At 59.3% G+C, this 18,824-nt stretch carries 15 protein-coding genes; 9 read left to right on the forward strand and 6 right to left on the reverse strand.

Going from position 1 to position 18,824, the window contains the following annotated elements; all coding sequences use genetic code 11:
- Window positions 1-155 precede the first annotated feature (155 nt).
- From P3T20_RS22765 to P3T20_RS22790, 6 genes are all read left to right on the forward strand, one after another.
- Window positions 156-1,508 (forward strand): amidohydrolase family protein, encoded by a 1,353-nt coding sequence (locus P3T20_RS22765; protein WP_429287897.1) that lies wholly within the window; start codon window positions 156-158, stop codon window positions 1,506-1,508.
- Window positions 1,509-1,569: 61 nt separating this feature from the next.
- A complete protein-coding gene (locus P3T20_RS22770) occupies window positions 1,570-2,769 on the forward strand; it encodes an arabinose transporter (protein ID WP_429287898.1) in 1,200 nt (399 codons plus the stop codon).
- Window positions 2,770-2,835: 66 nt separating this feature from the next.
- Window positions 2,836-3,606, forward strand: a complete 771-nt coding sequence (locus tag P3T20_RS22775) for an SDR family NAD(P)-dependent oxidoreductase (RefSeq protein WP_429287899.1) — start codon at window positions 2,836-2,838, stop codon at window positions 3,604-3,606.
- Between the two features lie 237 nt (window positions 3,607-3,843).
- Window positions 3,844-4,290 (forward strand): Ohr family peroxiredoxin, encoded by a 447-nt coding sequence (locus P3T20_RS22780; protein WP_429287900.1) that lies wholly within the window; start codon window positions 3,844-3,846, stop codon window positions 4,288-4,290.
- Window positions 4,291-4,400: 110 nt separating this feature from the next.
- A complete protein-coding gene (locus tag P3T20_RS22785) occupies window positions 4,401-4,847 on the forward strand; it encodes an OsmC family protein (protein ID WP_429287901.1) in 447 nt (148 codons plus the stop codon).
- Between the two features lie 156 nt (window positions 4,848-5,003).
- On the forward strand, window positions 5,004-5,462 hold the full coding sequence (locus tag P3T20_RS22790; RefSeq protein WP_074267826.1) for a MarR family winged helix-turn-helix transcriptional regulator: 459 nt from the start codon (window positions 5,004-5,006) through the stop codon (window positions 5,460-5,462).
- A 180-nt stretch (window positions 5,463-5,642) separates the two neighbouring features.
- Here P3T20_RS22790 and P3T20_RS22795 read toward each other — a convergent pair whose 3' ends face one another.
- Complete coding sequence (locus P3T20_RS22795; RefSeq protein WP_429287902.1) at window positions 5,643-6,035, reverse strand: tautomerase family protein; 393 nt, start codon at window positions 6,033-6,035, stop codon at window positions 5,643-5,645.
- Between the two features lie 146 nt (window positions 6,036-6,181).
- On the opposite strand from P3T20_RS22795, the gene P3T20_RS22800 reads away from it, so the two are divergent.
- Window positions 6,182-7,087, forward strand: coding sequence for a LysR family transcriptional regulator (locus P3T20_RS22800; protein WP_429287903.1), 906 nt, complete (start codon window positions 6,182-6,184; stop codon window positions 7,085-7,087).
- Window positions 7,088-7,162: 75 nt separating this feature from the next.
- Here P3T20_RS22800 and P3T20_RS22805 read toward each other — a convergent pair whose 3' ends face one another.
- Window positions 7,163-8,302: a Gfo/Idh/MocA family protein gene (locus P3T20_RS22805; protein ID WP_429287904.1), complete on the reverse strand. Its 1,140-nt coding sequence runs from the start codon at window positions 8,300-8,302 to the stop codon at window positions 7,163-7,165.
- A gap of 5 nt (window positions 8,303-8,307) precedes the next feature.
- Complete coding sequence (locus P3T20_RS22810; RefSeq protein WP_429287905.1) at window positions 8,308-9,069, reverse strand: sugar phosphate isomerase/epimerase family protein; 762 nt, start codon at window positions 9,067-9,069, stop codon at window positions 8,308-8,310.
- Between the two features lie 272 nt (window positions 9,070-9,341).
- On the opposite strand from P3T20_RS22810, the gene P3T20_RS22815 reads away from it, so the two are divergent.
- The gene (locus P3T20_RS22815; protein WP_429287906.1) at window positions 9,342-10,400 is read left to right on the forward strand and encodes a LacI family DNA-binding transcriptional regulator; all 1,059 of its coding nucleotides are present in this window, start codon (window positions 9,342-9,344) and stop codon (window positions 10,398-10,400) included.
- 193 nt (window positions 10,401-10,593) lie between these two features.
- Here the strand turns inward: P3T20_RS22815 and P3T20_RS22820 are convergent, their stop codons facing one another.
- Both P3T20_RS22820 and P3T20_RS22825 read right to left on the reverse strand, forming a co-directional pair.
- Complete coding sequence (locus tag P3T20_RS22820; protein WP_429287907.1) at window positions 10,594-12,687, reverse strand: phosphocholine-specific phospholipase C; 2,094 nt, start codon at window positions 12,685-12,687, stop codon at window positions 10,594-10,596.
- 278 nt (window positions 12,688-12,965) lie between these two features.
- Window positions 12,966-13,220, reverse strand: a complete 255-nt coding sequence (locus P3T20_RS22825) for a hypothetical protein (protein ID WP_429287908.1) — start codon at window positions 13,218-13,220, stop codon at window positions 12,966-12,968.
- A 941-nt stretch (window positions 13,221-14,161) separates the two neighbouring features.
- Between P3T20_RS22825 and bamA the strand changes: the two genes are divergently transcribed.
- Window positions 14,162-16,477, forward strand: a complete 2,316-nt coding sequence (gene bamA, locus P3T20_RS22830; protein ID WP_429287909.1) for an outer membrane protein assembly factor BamA — start codon at window positions 14,162-14,164, stop codon at window positions 16,475-16,477.
- A 327-nt stretch (window positions 16,478-16,804) separates the two neighbouring features.
- On the opposite strand, the gene P3T20_RS22835 is transcribed toward bamA, so the two are convergent.
- A complete protein-coding gene (locus P3T20_RS22835) occupies window positions 16,805-18,466 on the reverse strand; it encodes a tannase/feruloyl esterase family alpha/beta hydrolase (RefSeq protein WP_429288120.1) in 1,662 nt (553 codons plus the stop codon).
- Between the last annotated feature and the right edge of the window lie 358 nt (window positions 18,467-18,824).

Raw genomic sequence — 18,824 nt, forward strand, 5'->3', positions numbered from 1 at the left:
TTAGCATAAATCATTTGAACAACCCTATCTTAATCAAAAGTCGCGGGACGCCTATCTTCCCATCAACGACGCGTCACAGTGGCCGCCGCCACCCGGAAGTGCGGCTCCGCACCGGCCTTCCGCCGTCGTCGATAACCCACCCGGAGGAGTTCACCATGTCTGGCACTGCACGCACCATCCTTTTTAAGGGCGGCACCATCGTCACGATGGACCGCAACGTTCCCAATCTCGCAACCGGCGACGTCCTGGTCGAGGGCGACCGCATCGTGGCCGTCGGCGCCAGCCTGAAGGCCGATGACGCCGAAGTCATCGATGCCGCCGGCAGCATCGTCCTGCCCGGCCTGATCGATGCGCACCACCATGCATGGCTCGGCGTCATGCGCCGGATGATGCCCGACGTCGACGATCTATTCGCCTACATCGATGTCGTCGCCGAGACGCTGGGCTCGCAATATCGTCCGCTCGACATGTATCTGAGTACGCGCCTCACGGCGGTCGCTTCGCTCGACGCCGGCATTACGACCATCATCGACGCCTGCCACAGCTCGCGCAGCCCCGAGCACACCGATGCAGCGCTCGAAGCACTCGACTCGGCCGGCATCCGGGCGCTGCATATGGTCGGTGCGGCAATGGACAAGAAAGCGTCCAATGCCCATCTGCCGCAAGATCTCGAACGACTCGCACTTAACTGGAACGCTGGGGCGGACCGGGTGCGGGTTGGCCTCTTCGGTCAGCTCAATCTCGACTGGTGGAAAGTCGCACGCCGGCTCGACATGCAGATCCTGACCGAGTTCATCGGCGATCTCGCCAAACTCGGCCCTGAATTCGCCGAGCCTGGGGTGCTGGGCGCGCACAACATCTTCAATCACTGCACACGTGTCCCGCAAGAAACGTGGAAGCTGTTCGCGGATGCGGGCGTGAACGTCACCGTCAATCCCCGTTCGGATGCGCTATTCGGTTTCGACGACGATAGCTTCGCGTATCAGCAGGCGATCGATCACGGCCTCACGCCGGCGCTCGGCATCGACCTCGACACCGCCTTCGGCAGCGATCTGTTTGGTGAGATGCACGCCCTGTTCGGGCAGCAGCGCGCAGCCATGCGGTATCGCCGATTCCGTGGCGAGGCCGACGCTCCCGCGCCGATCTCGGTAGAGGCGGTGCTGCAAGCCGCGACGATCAATGGCGCCCGCGCCGCCGGCCTGGAACGTTCGATCGGCTCGCTGACTCCGGGCAAGCAGGCCGACATCATCATGGTGCGCACCAACGGCGCGGGCGTCTTCCCGGTGAACAACGCCATCGGCACAGTCGTCCAGGCTGTCGAGCGGTCAGACGTCGACACCGTGATGGTTGCCGGCCAGTTGCGCAAGCAAGGCGGCAAGCTGATCGACGTCGATCTGGCAAAACTGTCGGCCGAGGTGACCGCGTCCCGTGACTACCTGCTCGACGCGAGCGGCTACCGGAGCGAACTCTTCGGGACCTCCGCTTCCTCTCTGGACATTACTGCCTGAGCGTGTTCGGCCGCTCTTCGCGGAGCGGCCTTCTCTCACGATTGCCAATCTGGAGTTAATCATGCCATCGCTTACCGTGAAGACGATAGGCCAGGCCGACGCCACGCCGGCTCATCTGGCTCGTCCCTCCCTCGCTGTCATCGCAATGCTTTTCTGCGGTTACCTCGCAGTCGGTTTGCCGCTTCCCGTCATTCCGCTCTTCGTCCATGACAAGCTGGGCTTTAGCAACCTCGTCGTCGGACTCGTGATCGGGATTCAGTTCCTTGCCACCGTACTGACCCGTGGCTACGCCGGTCACGTGACCGACCATCACGGCGGCAAGCGGTCGGCGTTGCAGGGCGCTGCCTTCTGCGCCCTGGGTGGCCTGCTCTATCTGGTCTCGGCCACCAAAGGGCTCTCGCCGGCGGTCAGTCTTGCCATCGTGATTGCAGGGCGTCTGGTGGCCGGGCTCGGAGAAAGCCAGTTCGTCACCGGCTGCGTGTCCTGGTCGATCGCCTCGGTAGGTCCGCAACGCGCGGGAATGTCGATGTCCTGGACTGGCATCGCGATGTTCGCAGCACTGGCGATCGGTGCGCCCGTCGGCATGAGCCTCTATCAGCAATTAGGCCTTCAGGCCGCGATGGCGGCCTGCATCGCCGCACCGCTGCTCGCTGCCGGTATCGCCTTCGGTGCAACCTCGTACGTTTCGCCGGCCGGCCAGCGACTGCCATTCTATCGCGTGATCAGCCAGATCTGGCGAGAAGGCTTGGGCTTGATGCTGCAAGGCGTCGGGCTGTCCGGGCTGACGGCATTTGCTTCGCTCTACTTCGCGATGCGTGGCTGGGGCCATGCCGGACTCGTCATGACTGCGTTCGGCGTCGGCTTTATCCTGATGCGGATGGTGTTCGGCCATCTGCCCGATCGCATCGGCGGCTACCGTGTGGCTCTCTGGTCACTTGGCATCGAAGCCATCGGCCAGGCGGTACTGTGGGCAGCGCCGTACGAGATCGTCGCGCTCGCAGGTGCGTTTGTCACCGGTCTTGGCTGCGCGCTGGTGTTTCCGGCCCTTGGTGTCGAGGCGCTCAAGCGCGTGTTGCCCGCGAATCGCGGCAGTGCGATGGGCGCTTTCGTCGCCTTCCTCGACATTGCCTACGGCATTGCCGGGCCAGCGGCGGGTCTCGTCGCCGGTCACTTCGGATATGCCGCGGTCTATCTGCTCGGCGCGGCAAGCGCGATTCTTGGAGCGGTCCTCGTTCTGATCAGCCGCCGCTCCGCACGTTGAGCATCCCATCCCCGGAACCGGCGACGACCATGTCGCCGGTTCGCCATCCAGTACAGGAGAATTCACATGACACGCATATTCATTTCCGGTTCGTCCACGGGCCTCGGCTTCATGGCGGCCCAACTGCTTGTGGCGCAAGGACACCAGGTTGTCCTGCATGCCAGAAACGCCGCCCGCGCAGAAGTTGCCCGGCGCGCGCTACCTGAGGCCGAGGCCGTAGTCGTAGGCGACCTTGAAACGATTGCCGGCGCCAAGGCGCTTGCTGCGCGCGTCAACGAACTCGGCCGCTTCGATGCGGTGATCCACAATGCCGCGGTCGGCTATCGCGAAGGCTCGCGTCTCACCACTGATGGTCTGCCGCACGTCTTCGCGATCAACACACTATCCGCGTATATCCTGACGGCCCTGATCGAAAAGCCGGAGCGGCTCGTCTATCTGAGTTCGGGGATGCACCACCACGCTGACGCCAATCTCGACGACATCCTCTGGCGCAAGCGTCGCTGGAACGGATCCGCGGCCTATGCCGAGAGCAAGCTGCATGATGCCATGTTGGCATTTGCGATCGCCCGTCGCTGGCCCGATGTTTTTTCCACCGCGCTGGAACCTGGCTGGGTGCCTACCCGGATGGGTGGCCCCGGTGCGCCCGACGACATGGATCAGGCACATCGCACCCAGGCCTGGCTCGCCGCCAGCGACGATCCGCAAGCCAAGGTGACCGGGCAGTACTTTTACCACCTGCACCCACTCGCTCCCAACCCGCAGGCGGATGATCCCGTTCTCCAGAAGCGGCTCATTGCACTCTGTGAAGATCTGTCCGACGTCCGTTTGCCGGCATAAGCACTCGCTTGCGCGGCCGTGTTTTTGCATGACCAGCCCTCAGACCTGCCGCTCACGCCGAGCGGCAGGTCTGACTGCTTCCGGGACGCAGGTTCTCATCGCTGCCTATCACAAATCGCATGCGATTAAATCTTATGCGCTTGACAAAGAAAACGCTCTCGCCCATCATGCAGCTCATGCGATTACATCGCATGCGATCTAAACTATCTAACCCCCGTATTCACGAAGGAATCCGTCATGAGCAAGATCGAACAAGTCCTCCACTCCGGCAACAGCCACGCTACGATCAATCGCGCCCCTAATGCCCGGCGCGGTGAGCACGGCGCGCTGGATCTCAAACTTTCAGCTCCCGGCGCTGAAAACCGCGAATTCATCGCTACCGGACTGCACCCGAGAGCCGAGCAGCTGTTTTCAGGCGCGTGGTCGGCCTGTTACATCAGCGCGTTCGAGATTGCGGCCAAAATGAAGAAGGTCACGCTGCCGTCCGACTATTCCGTGGACATTCAGGTCAGCATTGGGTCGGTCGGTACCGGGCATTGCCTCGGCGCCCAGTTCACCATCCGCGCGCCGGATCTGGCAGCCGACGTTGTCGAGTCAATCGCGCACCTGGCTCATCAGATCTGCCCGTACTCTAAGGCTGTGCATGGCAACATCGAGGTCGGCCTGAACGTCGTCACGCAGTGACCGGATAAGGCTTGCGGATCTCGCCAGGTATCTCCCCTAATATATCGCACGCGATCAAATCGCCTACGCCTTAAATTAACGTAACACCCTTATTCACCAAGGAATCCATCATGGAAAAGATCGAAAAAGTCCTCGCCTCAGGTAACACTCACGCCACGGTCAATCGCGACCCCAGTGTCCAGCGCGGCGAATTTGGTGTCTTCGACCTCAAGCTGTCTGCGCCCGGCGTTGAAAGCCTCGATTTCATCGCCACCGAGCCGCACCCGCAAGCCGAGCAGCTGTTTGCGGGCGCGTGGTCGGCCTGTTACACGACCGTGTTCGGAATTGCAGCCTCGATGAAGAAGGTCACGCTGCCGTCCGACTATTCCGTGGACATCCAGGTAAACATCGGACAGACCGGTGCAGCGTGGTTCCTCGGCGCCGAGTTCACCGTCCGCGTGCCGGGTCTGGCACCGGAAGTCGTCGAGGAAATCGCGCATCTGGCCCATCAGATCTGCCCGTACTCGAAATCTGTGCGCGGCAACATCGAGGTCGGCACAACCATCGTCACGGTGTAATCCGCCAAGGCACGTGCATCTCGCTGAGGCACGTGCATCTCGCTGAGGCACGTGCCTTCATTTTGGGGTATTCACCATATTGCGATATAATCGCATGCGATGTATATTTGTTCGTATGTCTTGTGAAACATCAGGCTCCAGCCAAAGAGGATGCAGATGAAAACTACCAATCCGGCGCTCGCTGCGGCTGCACCGCTGTCAGACTACCTCTGCTTTGCGATCTACTCCGCGAACCTGGCGTTCGGCAAGGCATACAAGCCGATGCTCGAGGAGCTTGGGCTCACCTATACGCAATACATCGCGATCGTTGCGCTTTGGGAGGAAGACAACCCAACCGTCAGCGGTCTGGGCGAGAAGCTGTTTCTCGAATCCAACACGCTCACGCCGATGCTGAAGAAGCTCGAGGTGATGGGCTATCTGGAAAGGCAGCGCGATCCTGAAGACGAGCGTCAGGTGCGAGTCAGGCTCACGAAAAACGGTCGGCGGCTGCGCGAAAGAGCCCTGACTATGAGTCTCAATGGGGCGACTGGCCTCGCGCCAGATGAATTCGCCAAAGTGCAGAAGGCGATCGTGGCGCTGCGGAACAATCTTATCGATTCAGTTCAGGCAATTTAGTACCCTTTGAAATCAGGTTTGCGCCCCTGTTCGTCGGCCTGTTCGTCGGCTTGTTTGCCCTCCTTGAAGCCTCTGGTATGAAACGGGCGTGCGAATACTGTCGACCCGCCGCCAGGAAATGACCGATCCGGTGTTGTGGGCATTGCTTTGGTCGGGGTCAAGGTCGTGTCGATCCCCCAATCACTCCTTCGGCGCGTATTGCATTTCGCCGTTGCCGAAGGACCAGTCTTCCCGGGCGACGTCTACGAGGTTTATCACGATATCCTCCTTTCGAACGCCCGTTTTCGCGTGAATACCGTCCGCGATCGCCTTGTAGAACGCCTTCTTGATCTCTGTCGTGCGGCCCGCATTCCACGTCACCTGAATGAATATGATGGAAGCCGAGTAAGTCATTCCCAGATAGCCTTCGGCCGGATAGATCAGTTCGTCTTCAGCGTGGCGCGTGACAATCTGAAACTTGTCGTTTCGCGGCACGTTCGCGATCTCCACCATCGCCTGATAGACCGTCTCGCTCACTGCCTGCACAACTTGTGGCGTGGCATTTCTTGAGAGGTTGATGCGTACGAGAGGCATTCGATTGCTCCTGCAAATGACGGCATGGCGTCGTTGGTCAGTGCTCACCAGTCATTGAACTGGCGCGCGAAGTGAGATCAGGTTAAGCTTGCTCACAACTTTCCTCAAGAGAATAAATATCATATTAAACATGACATATTGGAATTATGATCGACGACCTGAAAACGTTCGTGACGGTGATCAATGAGGCGTCTTTGACGCGTGCGGCAGACATCCTCTGCGTGTCGCAGTCGGCCATTTCGAAACGCGTCCAGCGGCTCGAACAATTGCTTGGGGTCGAACTGTTCGACCGCGACTCGAAGCCACCCCGGCCCACTGCGCTCGCAAATCGCGTGTACGAACAGGCCGTGACGTTGCTTGGCGCCTGGTCGCATCTGCTCGATGTTGCTCACGAGGGCGCTGCGCCGTCTGGCACCTTCCGCTTCGGCCTGCCGCACGCGGTGGCCGATGCAACGCTATTTGACGCGGTGTTAAAGATGAACGAACTGTTCCCCGCGCTGGAGATCAGATTGCACACGGAATGGAGCCCCGCCTTACAGCAGGCGACGGAACAGGGTCAACTGGATGCTGCGGTATTGATGCTTCCCGAGGGCACGGGGCTACCCCACGGACTGACGGGCCGCCAGATCGTTACGTTCGAGGTGAAAGTCATCCAGAGCGCGGATAAGCCGCTGGTCAAGCGTAAGAGTTCGATACGGTCGTTAGTCGGGCAAGGCTGGATTCTCAACCCGGACGGCTGCGGATATAGGGCGGCCCTTGAACGCTCGATGGAAGCCGCTGGCCAGCGGCTCAAGATTAGCGTCGACACTCAAGCAACGAACACGCAGTTGCGGCTGGTCGGTGCTGGCCTGGGGCTCGGCCTCGTGCCGCTCGACGTGTTGCGCACGAGTCCGTATCGCGACCAGCTGGAGATCCTGGACGTCAGCGATTTCAAGCTGAGCCTGGGCGTCTGGCTGGTTTATCCACGTCAGACGGGTAACCTGAAACCTGCTATAGACGCATTGACGGAATCGCTTTGTGCGTCGTTCGACAGGCAGGCGGCTAAAGTTTAGTAGTCCATTCGCTAACCTCTGTCGCTCCCTTCACGATACAAACCGAACCGATTGTCATTGGTGCCGTTGACTTCTTCAGGCCATCAGCCGCATCGCATCCTCCCCGGTGAGCCGAGGCGAGCGGCTGCAAGAGCTCCTCAGATTGACGGTGCCGTTGCTAGCCGCGGCATCTTCGATGGCCAGCATCGTTTCAAGGACGTGGAATGCGAATTCGCCGTTGCACCGGTGAACCACACCGGCCTGGATCGCCGAAGCCATGTCAGCCAGCCCGAGTCCCCGATAACAGCTGGAACGGCACACGCCATCGCCAACCCAGTCACGGTTGAAAGCGCCGAAGGGCATCGTGTTCGTGTGGATGCTACGGAAGCTTTTGGCGCCCACTGACACGGCGACCTCACCGCTGAACGAATTCGGATCAGCCAGCCGCAGCGTACCCTCCGTTCCGTGAAGCTCAATCGGACGAAGATCGCTATTCCAGACGTCCCAGCTAGCGAGCAGTGTGACGTGAGCGCCGCTGGCGAAGGAGAGCAAGGCATGCAGGGTGGTGTACGTCTCCACTTTGATCACGTCACCCTTCGTTGGCCCTTCCGTCGTCACGACTCGCTCCGGGTAGCCGATCGTGCCCGATGCCTTCACGCTCGTGACCGGCCCTAACAGGTTGACCAGCGTGCTCACATAGTACGGCCCCACATCGAGCACCGGTCCGCCACCCTTCTTGTAGAAGAAGCTGGGATTCGGATGCCAATGCTCCATACCGTGGCTCTGCACCGTGGCGAGGCCTGACACAACCTTGCCAATTTCCTGAGAGTCGACGATCGCGCGCCCCGACTGGACCGCCGGCCCAAGAATCGTATCGGGCGCGGAGCCCACCCTGACACCACGCTGCCGCGCAGCATCCAGAATCGCAGCCCCTTCTGCCAACGTTACCGCCAGCGGCTTCTCGGTATAGATGTGCTTGCCTGCGGCAATCGCCATGAGGGAGACCTCGGCGTGCGCGTTGGGCACCGTGAGGTTCAGGACCACGTCGATATCGTCGCGGCCCAGCATCGCGTCAATCGACATCGCCTCGAGGCCGTAGAGCGCAGCCTTACGCTGCGCAAGCTCCGTATTGAGGTCCGCGCATGCGACATAACTCAGGTCGCGAAAGTGCACCGCATTCCTGATATACGCATCAAAGATGTTTCCGCAACCAATCACGCCAATGTTGATTTTCATGTCGTTCACTCGCTGACAAGAGCCCGGAAAGCTGCCGCGCTGTTCTTTGCAAACCTGATCCAGTCGCCAGGACGGTCGTGTTCGAGAACAGCCACGCGCGGCTCCGCGCGGTTGACCACGGGCCAGATACGCTTCCAGTCCACCACACCCACTCCGAGGTCAGCCCATCCATCCTGTTCAAGGTTCTGGCCCTGCGGCGCGATGTCTTTCACATGCACCGCCACCAGACGGTCCGAGTATCTCTCGATCCATACCAGCGGGTCGGCACCTGCCCGGATAACCCACGCCACATCAAGCTCCAGGCCGACGCTGTTGCCTTCAAAGATGTGCTCAACCGGAAACGAACCATCCGGCAGCCGGATGAACTCGAAGTCATGGGTGTGCCAGGCAAACGTCAGACCGGCCTTGGCGAACTTCTTTTGAAGGACGGCCAGCCGTGCTCCCAAAGCCTTCCATCCGTTCGCATCCGTTGGGCGCAATGACGGGTCGAGCCATGGCGCAATCACAATCTCGATACCAAGAGTATTGGCAATGTGAATCGCTTTCTCCGTATCGGCTTCGAGCATCGACAGATCAAAGTGACCACTGAGCGCCGACAAGCCGTTGGCGTCCAGTTCCTTGCGAAACTCAATGGGGTCGGCGTATAGGGCGCCAAATGGCTCTACGTTCTCGTAGCCCAGCTTCGCAAGCTCAGCAAGCTGTGTCTTTAGCGGAACGGTATCGCGCGCTGAAAACATCTGAAAAGACAGTGGATAGGATTTTTTCATTGCTATCTCCCGACTTTAGAACCTGGGTTCATTTCCGAGCGAGGACGCTGTGGTGACGTCACCATATCGGGATCGAAGAAAAGCTGCAAGGCCTTTTTTGACGGCGATGGTGACGTCACCACCCCATTTCTGTTCATGGCAAAATTCGGTCGGGTTGCAAAGTCCGCCGGAAGGCCGTCCGGCGGGTTCGATAGACTATGCTGCACAGCAGCGCAGCACGACCGCGCGCAAACACGAGTAGTGAGATCCAATTTGTTTGTAAAGGCAAAATCATGAACGCACGAGCCAGTCGCGCAACGATGACGGACGTCGCCCGGGAGGCCGGCGTTTCCGCTTCGACCGCGTCACGAGTCGTTTACAACAACGGGTATGTTTCCGAAGAGAACCGGGCGCGGGTGCTGGCAGCCGTCGAAAAGGTCGGCTACAGACCCAACATTCAGGCTAGAAGCCTTCGGAACCAGCGTAGTTACACCCTCGGCCTTGTGATCGACTCCGCGACCAACAACGCGCACTTCGCACACATCTCACACGCGATGCGCATGGAGGCCGCCGCCGCAGGTTATTCGCTGTTGACTGTCGATCATGAATATAACGTCGACCTCGAACGGGACGGGCTCAAACATCTGCTCGACCACAATGTCGAAGCAATTGTCGTGTGCCACCCATTCATTTTGGAGAACTACGATATCGTCCGCGACGCAGGGATTCCACTCATCCAGATTGAGCGCGACAACCTTGGCGATGTGCATCGGGTCGGCATTGACCCCACACCTGGAATTGAAGAGGCGGTCAGGCATCTGGTCTGGTTCGGTCACCGGTCCATCGGGTATGTAAGCGGCACCAGCACGAGAGAGGCGGGTCCCCACAGAAACTCAAGCGTCGAAGAATGCCGCATTGCTTCGTTTACCAAGGCACTGCTGCAACATGATGTAGACCATAAGCACTGCACAATCAGAACTGTGCCTTATGACCTTGTGATTCCGAACGCACCGCTTCATGGATACACGCTTGGCATCGAACTACTGTCGCGCCCACACTATCCCACGGCGCTAATCGTCGGCGCCGATGTTCTTGCCGCCGGCATTCTTCAGGCAGCGCAGGAGTTGAACATTGCAGTGCCGCAACGGCTGTCGCTCATTGGCTTCGACGACAGCATTGCGAGATTCCTCGCCCCTCCGCTTGCGACCATTGTGCAACCGTACACTGACATCGCTCGCCACGTCCTCGATATAACGTCCGGTCTCGGCACGTCCACTCCAGGCCCTCGCCAGCAGCGAATCGCCAAAACTCACTTTCTGCCAAGACGGTCTACTGGAACCGTAGCCCTATAACCTGCAGAAGACATCGGAATGCCCGAGAGGCATTGACTGGCGGTTTCGAAGTCGCTTCCCAGAAGCATTGTCATTAAACATGCCCTGCAATCTTGCCGATGTAGAGCGGAAAAATAAAACCATGAGCGGCCGTACCGGCCCGCTCATGGTTCATGTGGCAGAGTCATAGACCGCTGCCGTCAGCGACTCAACATCACCCTCCAAGCGCTGGATCCGATACGCTGTCACGCCCGGTTTCTACGTGACCGGCAATGCGCCACAGGGCATTTGCATCCGCGTTGACCGTCACTGTCAGGTCGTACCAGCCGAATGAATTTCGCAGATCAATCATCAGAACGCTGACATCACCGCCACGCACGCTGAGATCGCCGCTCATCGGCGAGTTGTAGGCACTCTCGACCTTGAAAACGGACCGCTCTTTACCCGGGTTTGTCAGACGCAGTTGCAGATTGCCGTTTGCGACATCGTAGCCGTCGGCAATCTGAAACGCTGTTTGTTGCTCCCCTGTAGAGTTTGCTTTGCCCACAAAGCGGCGCAGATAGCCGTTGGGTCCAAACACGGAAAAGTCGTAGCCCCCTCCCGGAGCGAGCATCAACTCGTCCGAAAGATCCTTACCTGCTTCAACCGTATAGCTGCGCGGCAGATCCGTCGCATTACCCGAATAGACCTGGAAGTTGACACCCGCGCGCCCCGTGTTCGTCATGTGCAAACGGAACGCGTTGCCTTGCCCGCTCACGCCGCCGCGAACGAAAAACTCGTACGGCAGTGCGCGTGCCGGCCGTACACCAGATTCCTGTTTCGGCAGCGACTGACTGCTCGGCACGACAGGTACCACATCCGGATGACGGTTCTTGTCCGCTGGAAACGAGGTGGGTGGCAGTTGCGGGAAGCCGTCGTTAGGGTTCCTGAAGTTGAAAATCGATGTCAGGTCTCCGCAGACCGTGCGGCGCCATGCCGTGATGTTCGGCTCCTCCAGGCTGTTACCGTGCCCAAAACGCTTCTGGATAAACCGGATGATCGATGTGTGATCGAAGACTTCCGAGCACACGTAACCACCCTTTGACCATGGCGAGATGGCAATCATCGGTACGCGTGGCCCAAGACCGTAGGGACCAGGTTGATTGCCGCTCGAACCCGCGAAAAACTCGTTCGCTGTGGAGACGGTAGAAAGGCCTGTTGCAGGCGTGGACGACGCATACGGCGGCGGCATGTGATCGAACAGGCCATCGTTCTCGTCGTAGGTCAAAAGCAGTACCGTCTTGCTCCATACTTCCGGATTGGACGTGAGTGCCTGAAGGACCTGGTCGACATACCATGCGCCGTAGTTCGGCGGCCAGTTGCCGTGTTCCGAAAACGCTTCCGGGGCCACGATGTACGAAACCTGCGGCAACGTATTGTTTTGCACGTCCTTTCTGAGTATGTCGAAGTAGGTTCCGCTCACTTCGACCTGCGTACCAGTGCGTGCCTTTTCGAACAACGGACTGCCGGGTTGTGCGTTCTGATACTGCTTGAAGAACAGAAGCGAGGTATCTCCGAAGTTGCCGATGAAGGGGTTCTCGTCGTCGCCCCAGCCGGTCGACGGATTCAGACCGGAACCCATGTCCTGGTAGACCTTCCACGATATGCCGGCAGCCTCAAGCTTTTCCGGGAACGTGCTCCATGAGTAACCGGCCTCGGCGTTATCGATCACGGGGCCGCCGCCGGTTCCGTCGTTGCCTACCCAGCCCGTCCACATGTAGTAGCGGTTCGGATCGGTCGGCGTCATGGCTGCGCAATGATAGGCGTCGCAAATCGTAAATGAGTCAGCCAGCTGATAGTGAAACGGGATGTCCTCGCGCGTCAGATGGAACATCGTCGTCGTGCCCTTGACCGGCACCCACTGGTCGTAGCGGCCGCTGTTCCATGCCGCATGCGTGCCAGGCCAGCTGTGGTCCAGATCCTGCACGAACTGCAGACCGAGGTTCGGAAGATTGGGGCGGAAAGGCAAGACATAACCATCCGCATTGTTGGCGGGCTGGAAGAATACAGACTTGCCGGTAGTCAGTGGAATCGGACGTGTGTCGCCGAAGCCGCGCACGCCACGCAGTGACCCGAAGTAGTTATCGAAAGAACGATTCTCTTGCATGAAGACAACAATGTGCTGTACGTCTTCGATCGTGCCGGTCGCATTGTGCGCAGGTATCGCCAGTGCACTGCGGATACCCATAGGTACTGCACCCAGTGCGGTGGCCGCACCGGCCGCTTGCGCGGCGGCTCGCAGGAAATCACGTCGACTGTTTGATGTCATGTTCGCTGTTTATCTGCCGTTTATTGAGGGAGACGACGTCCAGTGCAACCAGAAGATAAGGACTCCTGGATTCACGGCACGCGCTACAGGGAGACAACTGTTAACTCACAACCGGGGAAGGCACCCGCAAGAATGAGCTTCGAACATGACCGAGATGTGGCAATTGCTTTGGGAATGAGGCGATATGTGGCAACGTGACGGCAGCCATGATCGTCAACGATCACGGCTGCCGTGTTCAAACTCTCAAGAGTAGCCGGCGACGTTGTACAAGGCGCGCTTCAAGAACCTATGAAGTAGGTCCGCACATTGTGCTCTTCGACCCAGATCTGGAGGTCGAACATAGTGCGAAAATCAATGGGCACTCCGCGGTAAATGCAACAGAAGCCATGCGCCGTCCGGTACGCAATCACCCACTCGCATTCCACTTCCGGCATGGACTGCGCTCCGGCTCCGGATGAACGTTTCAGTGCATTCAGGTGAAAGAGCTTGCTCATGCGCTTGCGGACAACATCCACCCCACGTGCCAGTTTCAATTGACGCTCCTTCCCCTCTCCTGCCAATGCATTGCATCGAAAACGTGCGGCACAGCTGGTCGCACCAACCTCTATTTTCCGTGGCCGCCACCCGCGCCACTTCCGGCGCCTCCGCCGTGCCCCATGCCTGCGCTGTGAGCTCCGTCGCCATTGAAAGTGGCGGCTCCGCCAGTACTGTGGACGCTCGGGGTACCGTGAATGCCATTGTTCCCGTGGGAATCGTTGTCGCCGTGAGGCAACCGGTCGGGTCGGTGGTCTACGTGACCGCCGCCGCCCATCGGAGGACATTGGTTAAGAGAACCATCTGCGAGAGTGGGGGTGCAATTCTGGGCAAACACGACACCTGGGGAAACGAGAGGCGCAGCCAGACCGGCCCAAAGCGTCAACATCACGATTGATTTGGACATCATGTCTCCATTCCTTTTCGGCACAACGATCTCTGTATAACGAACGGCGACCCTCGAATATTCCATGAAAATTTCGCACCTCCGGTGCTTCCTGTCATTGACCCGTTCGCTTTAGAGGTGGAGCGTTTGTAAGGTATGACTTTATTTTTCACGCGCTGGAATATTCGCGATCCTGGTTCCGTTTCTCCAGCCATGACGCCGCCCCGGTTCGCGTCACTCATTGGATCAATGCTCTTGCCGTCCTTTTGATGAGGGCAAGCGACTGGTGACGTTCTTCGTCGAGCACATTGCGATCGTCATGCTCGTGCCGTGTTCGGCTCTTGTGATGTTTCGTGGACGATAGACATGGACATTCGTGAACGGACAGGAGGTGCTTGCACAAGTCAAAGATCTCGTCCAGGGCAACGACATCTCGGACTTCAGATTGAAATAGAACAACGGGTCGCTCTTCCCTCCGCACCTCGCGAGTCGTCCATTGGACTTCACGTGGCAGCGGTTTTCGTGTCTGCGTGGATTTCTTTTCGCTCACTCTGTATGAAAGTAAAAATCTTGTTGTCCCGCTGCGTGAGGGCATTGACCCTCGTTGGTTTAAGCGCGTCAACAATGTCGGCGAATGCCGCTGACTCATTCGTGGTTCGCGACATCCGGCTCGAAGGCTTGCAACGCGTCGAGCCAAACACAGTCTTCTCCTATCTGCCCATCAAACGGGGCGACATCTTCACTGGCGACAAGGCGTCCGCTGCGATCCGCGCGCTGTACGCAACGGGCTTCTTCAACGATGTCAGGATTTCGGCCGAAGGCGATGTCATCGTCGTGCAGGTCGAGGAACGCCCTGCCATCGGCACGATCGATTTCTCGGGCCTCCACGAATTCGACAAGGACAACCTGAACAAGGCGCTGAACTCGGTCGGCTTGTCGCTGGGCCGCTATTACGACAAGTCGCTGGTCGACCGCGCCGAGCAGGAGCTCAAACGCCAGTACCTGACCCGCGGCTTCTATGCCGCCGAAGTCACGACCACGGTTACGCCGATCGACCGCGATCGCGTCGGCCTGCTGTTCTCGGTGATCGAAGGTCCGAGCGCGAAGATCCGCCAGGTCAACTTCATCGGCAACAAGGTGTTCAGCGACGGCACGCTGCACGACGAAATGCAGCAGTCCACGCCAAACTGGTTCTCGTGGTACTCCAAGAACGACCTGTACTCGAAAGACAAGCTGACCACCGACCTCGAGAACCTGCGCTCGTATTACCTCGACCGCGGCTACCTCGAATTCAATATCGATTCGACCCAGGTCTCGCTGTCGCCAGACAGGAAAGACATGTACCTGACGCTCACGCTGCATGAGGGCGAGCCGTACACGATTTCGGGCATCCGTCTGTCCGGCAACCTGCTCGATCGCCAGGCAGAGCTGACGAAACTCGTCAAGATCAAACCGGGCGACCGATTTTCCGCTGCCAAGCTGAAGGCTGCCACGAAGGCCGTGGTCGACAAGCTCGGTGAATACGGTTATGCGTTCGCAACCGTGAACGCGGAGCCGCAGATCGACCAGCAACACCATACAGTCGACCTGACGCTGCAGGTGGATCCGAGCCGCCGCGTATACGTGCGGAACATCAACATCGTGGGCAACACCCGCACGCGCGACGAAGTGATCCGCCGCGAAATGCGTCAACTCGAAAGCTCGTGGTTCGATTCGAGTCGCCTTGCGCTGTCGAAAGACCGGATCAACCGTCTCGGCTACTTCACGGATGTCGACGTCACCACCGTGCCAGTCGAAGGCACCGCCGACGAAGTCGACATCGCCGTGAAGGTGACGGAAAAGCCGACCGGCTCCGTTACTCTAGGTCTTGGCTACGGTTCCGGCGAAGGCCCGATCATTTCGGCAGGCGTGTCGCAGGACAACGTGTTCGGTTCGGGTACGAGCCTCGCGGTGAACGTGAATACCGCGACGACGTTCCGTACGCTGACGGTCACACAGGTCGACCCATACTTCACGGTGGACGGCATCAAGCGCATTACCGACGTCTACTATCGCACCAGCGAACCACTCGTTTTCTCCAGCGTTAACGACACAAGCTTTCGCATCATTACGGTCGGCGCGGACCTGAAGTTCGGCATCCCGTTCTCCGAAGCCGACATGGTGTACTTCGGTCTCGGCATCGAGCAGAACCGTCTCGACGTCGACTCGACCACACCGCAAAGCTACATTGACTACGTCAACTCCTTCGGGCGCGTGTCGAACAACGTGCCGCTGACGATCGGGTGGTCGCGTGACAATCGCGACAGTGCACTGGTGCCGAGCCGCGGTTACTTCACGCAGGCCAACGCAGAATACGGCTCGCCTCTGGGCAGTACACCTTACTATAAGGCCGACCTGCAGGCACAGTACTACTACTCGTTTTCGAAAGGCTTCGTGCTGGGCCTGAACTTCCAGGGTGGTTACGGTAACGGTCTCGACGGCAAGCCGTTCCCGATTTTCAAGAACTACTACGCTGGCGGTATCGGTTCGGTGCGCGGCTACGAGCCGAGCTCGCTGGGTCCGCGCGATGCGACCACCGGCGATCCGATCGGCGGCTCGAAGCTGCTGGTCGGCAACATCGAACTGACCTTCCCGCTGCCAGGTACCGGCTACGATCGCACGCTGCGCGTATTCTCATTCTTCGATGGCGGCAACGTCTGGGGCAACGAAGGCAACAGTACCGGCGCGAACGGTCTGCGTTATGCGTACGGTGCGGGTCTCGCGTGGATCTCGCCGATCGGGCCGCTCAAGCTCAGCCTTGGCTTCCCGCTCGTCAAGCACGCCGGCGACCAGTACCAGAAATTCCAGTTCCAGATTGGGACGGCATTCTAGGCTGGCTGCGGTCGTTACACATAGACCGCTTTAAGATCGGGGGCGCACGGGGCGACGATGAAAGATATCGGAATGCCCGGAAGCCTTGATCGGCGGAAGGCAGCCGATTTCAACGGTTGCCCGCGAAGCGCCGCAAGGTTTGACTCCCGCTCTGCGTTGCCTTAACACGGTCTACCCATCATCCTACCCAAACGGGTTTGGCTCTGCTCATGGCAGGAGTGCCCGCTTCGCATGCATAGGTCGCAATGCGGCAGTGTGAAGGATCACGGCACGATACACGCCATGTCTTGCCATTCGCAGTTCGCCCGGCGCCGCCCTCACGCCCTTTCATTCAACGCACTTGAACGAAGCAGCGAGATTGACGTCGCCGCTCTGGTACCGCGGCCATTTGGGGAAATCACACAGCGGTCGCGTGCGCCCGGGAACGCCCGCAGTATCGGTCGTTACCTGGTCCACCGGCGCCCTGCCTTTTTCCACCCATTGCTCAAGTGCCGACAACGAATCCCACGTTGCATTGAAAGTACTGCTTACCGCGTGGCCCAGGCCAGGAATCTCATAGAAACGCACGAACGAATCGACCTGATCGATGCCGTACTGCGCCTGAAGCCGCCGATAGTATTCCTCAGTGGCGCGCGTACTGACCAGGACGTCAGCTATGCCATGCACGAGCAGAAGTTTCCCGCCAAGTGCCCGGAAAGCGGAAATATCGGTGCTCGCATCGAGCTCTTCACTCAGCTGATTGATACGGTTGGCCCACACACCCGGCTGCTCCGGATCGAGTGCCAGCGAGTCGAAGCTGGGGTCGCGCGTAACGGAGTATTTGAACCACTGGTCGGTCAGGACGCTGACGTACGGTGCTGTCAGGGGCATCGGATTCGCCGGCTGGGAGGTTCCGAATGCGAGGAACGTGACCTCGGGCTCTATGGGTGAAGTACGGGTCGTTATGCCAAGATCGGCGCCCCAGACGTTGTAGCCGGGGTACTCTGTCTCACCATCGGCGAGCTGGAAACGCAAGTAGGTTGGCGTATTGATTGTCTTCAAGGCCTCGATCTGCGCGTCCGACAGGCAATTGTCGCCGGTGTCCGCCCCTTTCGGGCAGCGCAACGGAGCACCGTGAAGGGTAGCGGTTGACGGATCGAAGCGCGCGTTGCATTCCTGCTGATTGCTGATCAGGCCATCGACAACGCCATCAAGCGCATCGCAGGCCTCCATCGCAGCGTCGTACACGGCCTCCCTTTTCCCCGTGGAAAGGTAGGCATCAGGTTTCGCCAGCGCGCGATTCATACGCTGACCTGCTAGCAGTGCTGCTGCGTCGTTCCATGCCGGGTACCATGCGATCGCGCCGTCCCAGTCCGACGGCCAGCGCTGGATTGCCGTCACGGCTTCCCTTCCGCCAGTCGAATCGCCTGCGAAATAGGCTTCGCGAGGAGCATGCGCGTAGCGAGCCTTGATAATCGCAAGCGCCGCATCGCGCGTCTTCTTGATCGCGTCGCCGCCGAAATTCCTCACTGCCTCGTCGCTCAAGCCGAAACTCCCGTCCTGGGAAGCCAGCGCATTCGCCTGATGGCCGGAGTCGCTCGCGAACGTCGCGTAGCCACGACCGAGCGGCACGAGTTTGTCGACAGGGCCGTTGGGCACATTGCCTGTGACATCAGGGATGGTCCCGTCAAAGCCTCCACCGCCGAACATGACGACCTTGTCGTTCCATTGCGCAGGCAATGCAACCTCGAAGTCGATATCGGGCGCCGATCTGTCGACAGGCGAGATCTTGCCCGTCACCTCACAGTAGTCGGGCAACGCCGCTGCACCGCTGCCACTGGCGGCGACCTCTTTGACCGCAGTTACGCTCGCGCCAGACGTTGGCAAGCCGATCTCGGAGGCAGGCACAACAAAACCCTGAAGGCGTTCGCACGTACCTGAGCGGGCTGCAGGCAAGGTCGCGCCAATGCCGCAGGTCGAGGCCGCCGAGGCGACGACGAGCGTGATCATGCGCGCGACGCTCGAGCTACGAGAATGAATGTGCACGGTGATGTCTCCGTCAGATTTGATGTTCTATGTCGCGCGAGCAGATCCACGATCACCAATCGCAGATGACGTCCTCGATCTACCGATTTGATGTTAGTCACAGGACGGGAGTGAAGCGAGGTCAGTTTCGGACAAAAAAGTGTTCCCTGAGGACAGGATCGTCCGGCCTGGAGCGCCACGGTAAGGACGTAGCAAGCGCATGTACGGTCCGTGGATCCGATGGCCGATGCCGGTTCTCGCTCGCCTGCCATGGATTCGTGAGACACCTCTCGATCCGTTCGCTCGCAATGAGGAACGTCGGCACGTCGCCGAGGGATTACGG

The organism is Paraburkholderia sp. GAS206C (assembly GCF_050435645.1).
Taxonomy (GTDB): Bacteria; Pseudomonadota; Gammaproteobacteria; order Burkholderiales; family Burkholderiaceae; genus Paraburkholderia; species Paraburkholderia phenazinium_B.

What these genes read in the sequence shown, in the direction of transcription:
- P3T20_RS22820 (WP_429287907.1), bottom strand. Translation starts at nt 12,687, where the DNA reads ATGACATCAAACAGTCGACGTGATTTCCTGCGAGCCGCCGCGCAAGCG.
- P3T20_RS22785 (WP_429287901.1), top strand. Translation starts at nt 4,401, where the DNA reads ATGGAAAAGATCGAAAAAGTCCTCGCCTCAGGTAACACTCACGCCACG.
- P3T20_RS22835 (WP_429288120.1), bottom strand. Translation starts at nt 18,466, where the DNA reads ATGATCACGCTCGTCGTCGCCTCGGCGGCCTCGACCTGCGGCATTGGC.
- P3T20_RS22780 (WP_429287900.1), top strand. Translation starts at nt 3,844, where the DNA reads ATGAGCAAGATCGAACAAGTCCTCCACTCCGGCAACAGCCACGCTACG.
- P3T20_RS22795 (WP_429287902.1), bottom strand. Translation starts at nt 6,035, where the DNA reads ATGCCTCTCGTACGCATCAACCTCTCAAGAAATGCCACGCCACAAGTT.
- P3T20_RS22765 (WP_429287897.1), top strand. Translation starts at nt 156, where the DNA reads ATGTCTGGCACTGCACGCACCATCCTTTTTAAGGGCGGCACCATCGTC.
- P3T20_RS22775 (WP_429287899.1), top strand. Translation starts at nt 2,836, where the DNA reads ATGACACGCATATTCATTTCCGGTTCGTCCACGGGCCTCGGCTTCATG.
- P3T20_RS22805 (WP_429287904.1), bottom strand. Translation starts at nt 8,302, where the DNA reads ATGAAAATCAACATTGGCGTGATTGGTTGCGGAAACATCTTTGATGCG.
- P3T20_RS22815 (WP_429287906.1), top strand. Translation starts at nt 9,342, where the DNA reads ATGAACGCACGAGCCAGTCGCGCAACGATGACGGACGTCGCCCGGGAG.
- P3T20_RS22800 (WP_429287903.1), top strand. Translation starts at nt 6,182, where the DNA reads ATGATCGACGACCTGAAAACGTTCGTGACGGTGATCAATGAGGCGTCT.
- P3T20_RS22790 (WP_074267826.1), top strand. Translation starts at nt 5,004, where the DNA reads ATGAAAACTACCAATCCGGCGCTCGCTGCGGCTGCACCGCTGTCAGAC.
- P3T20_RS22810 (WP_429287905.1), bottom strand. Translation starts at nt 9,069, where the DNA reads ATGAAAAAATCCTATCCACTGTCTTTTCAGATGTTTTCAGCGCGCGAT.
- P3T20_RS22770 (WP_429287898.1), top strand. Translation starts at nt 1,570, where the DNA reads ATGCCATCGCTTACCGTGAAGACGATAGGCCAGGCCGACGCCACGCCG.
- bamA (WP_429287909.1), top strand. Translation starts at nt 14,162, where the DNA reads ATGAAAGTAAAAATCTTGTTGTCCCGCTGCGTGAGGGCATTGACCCTC.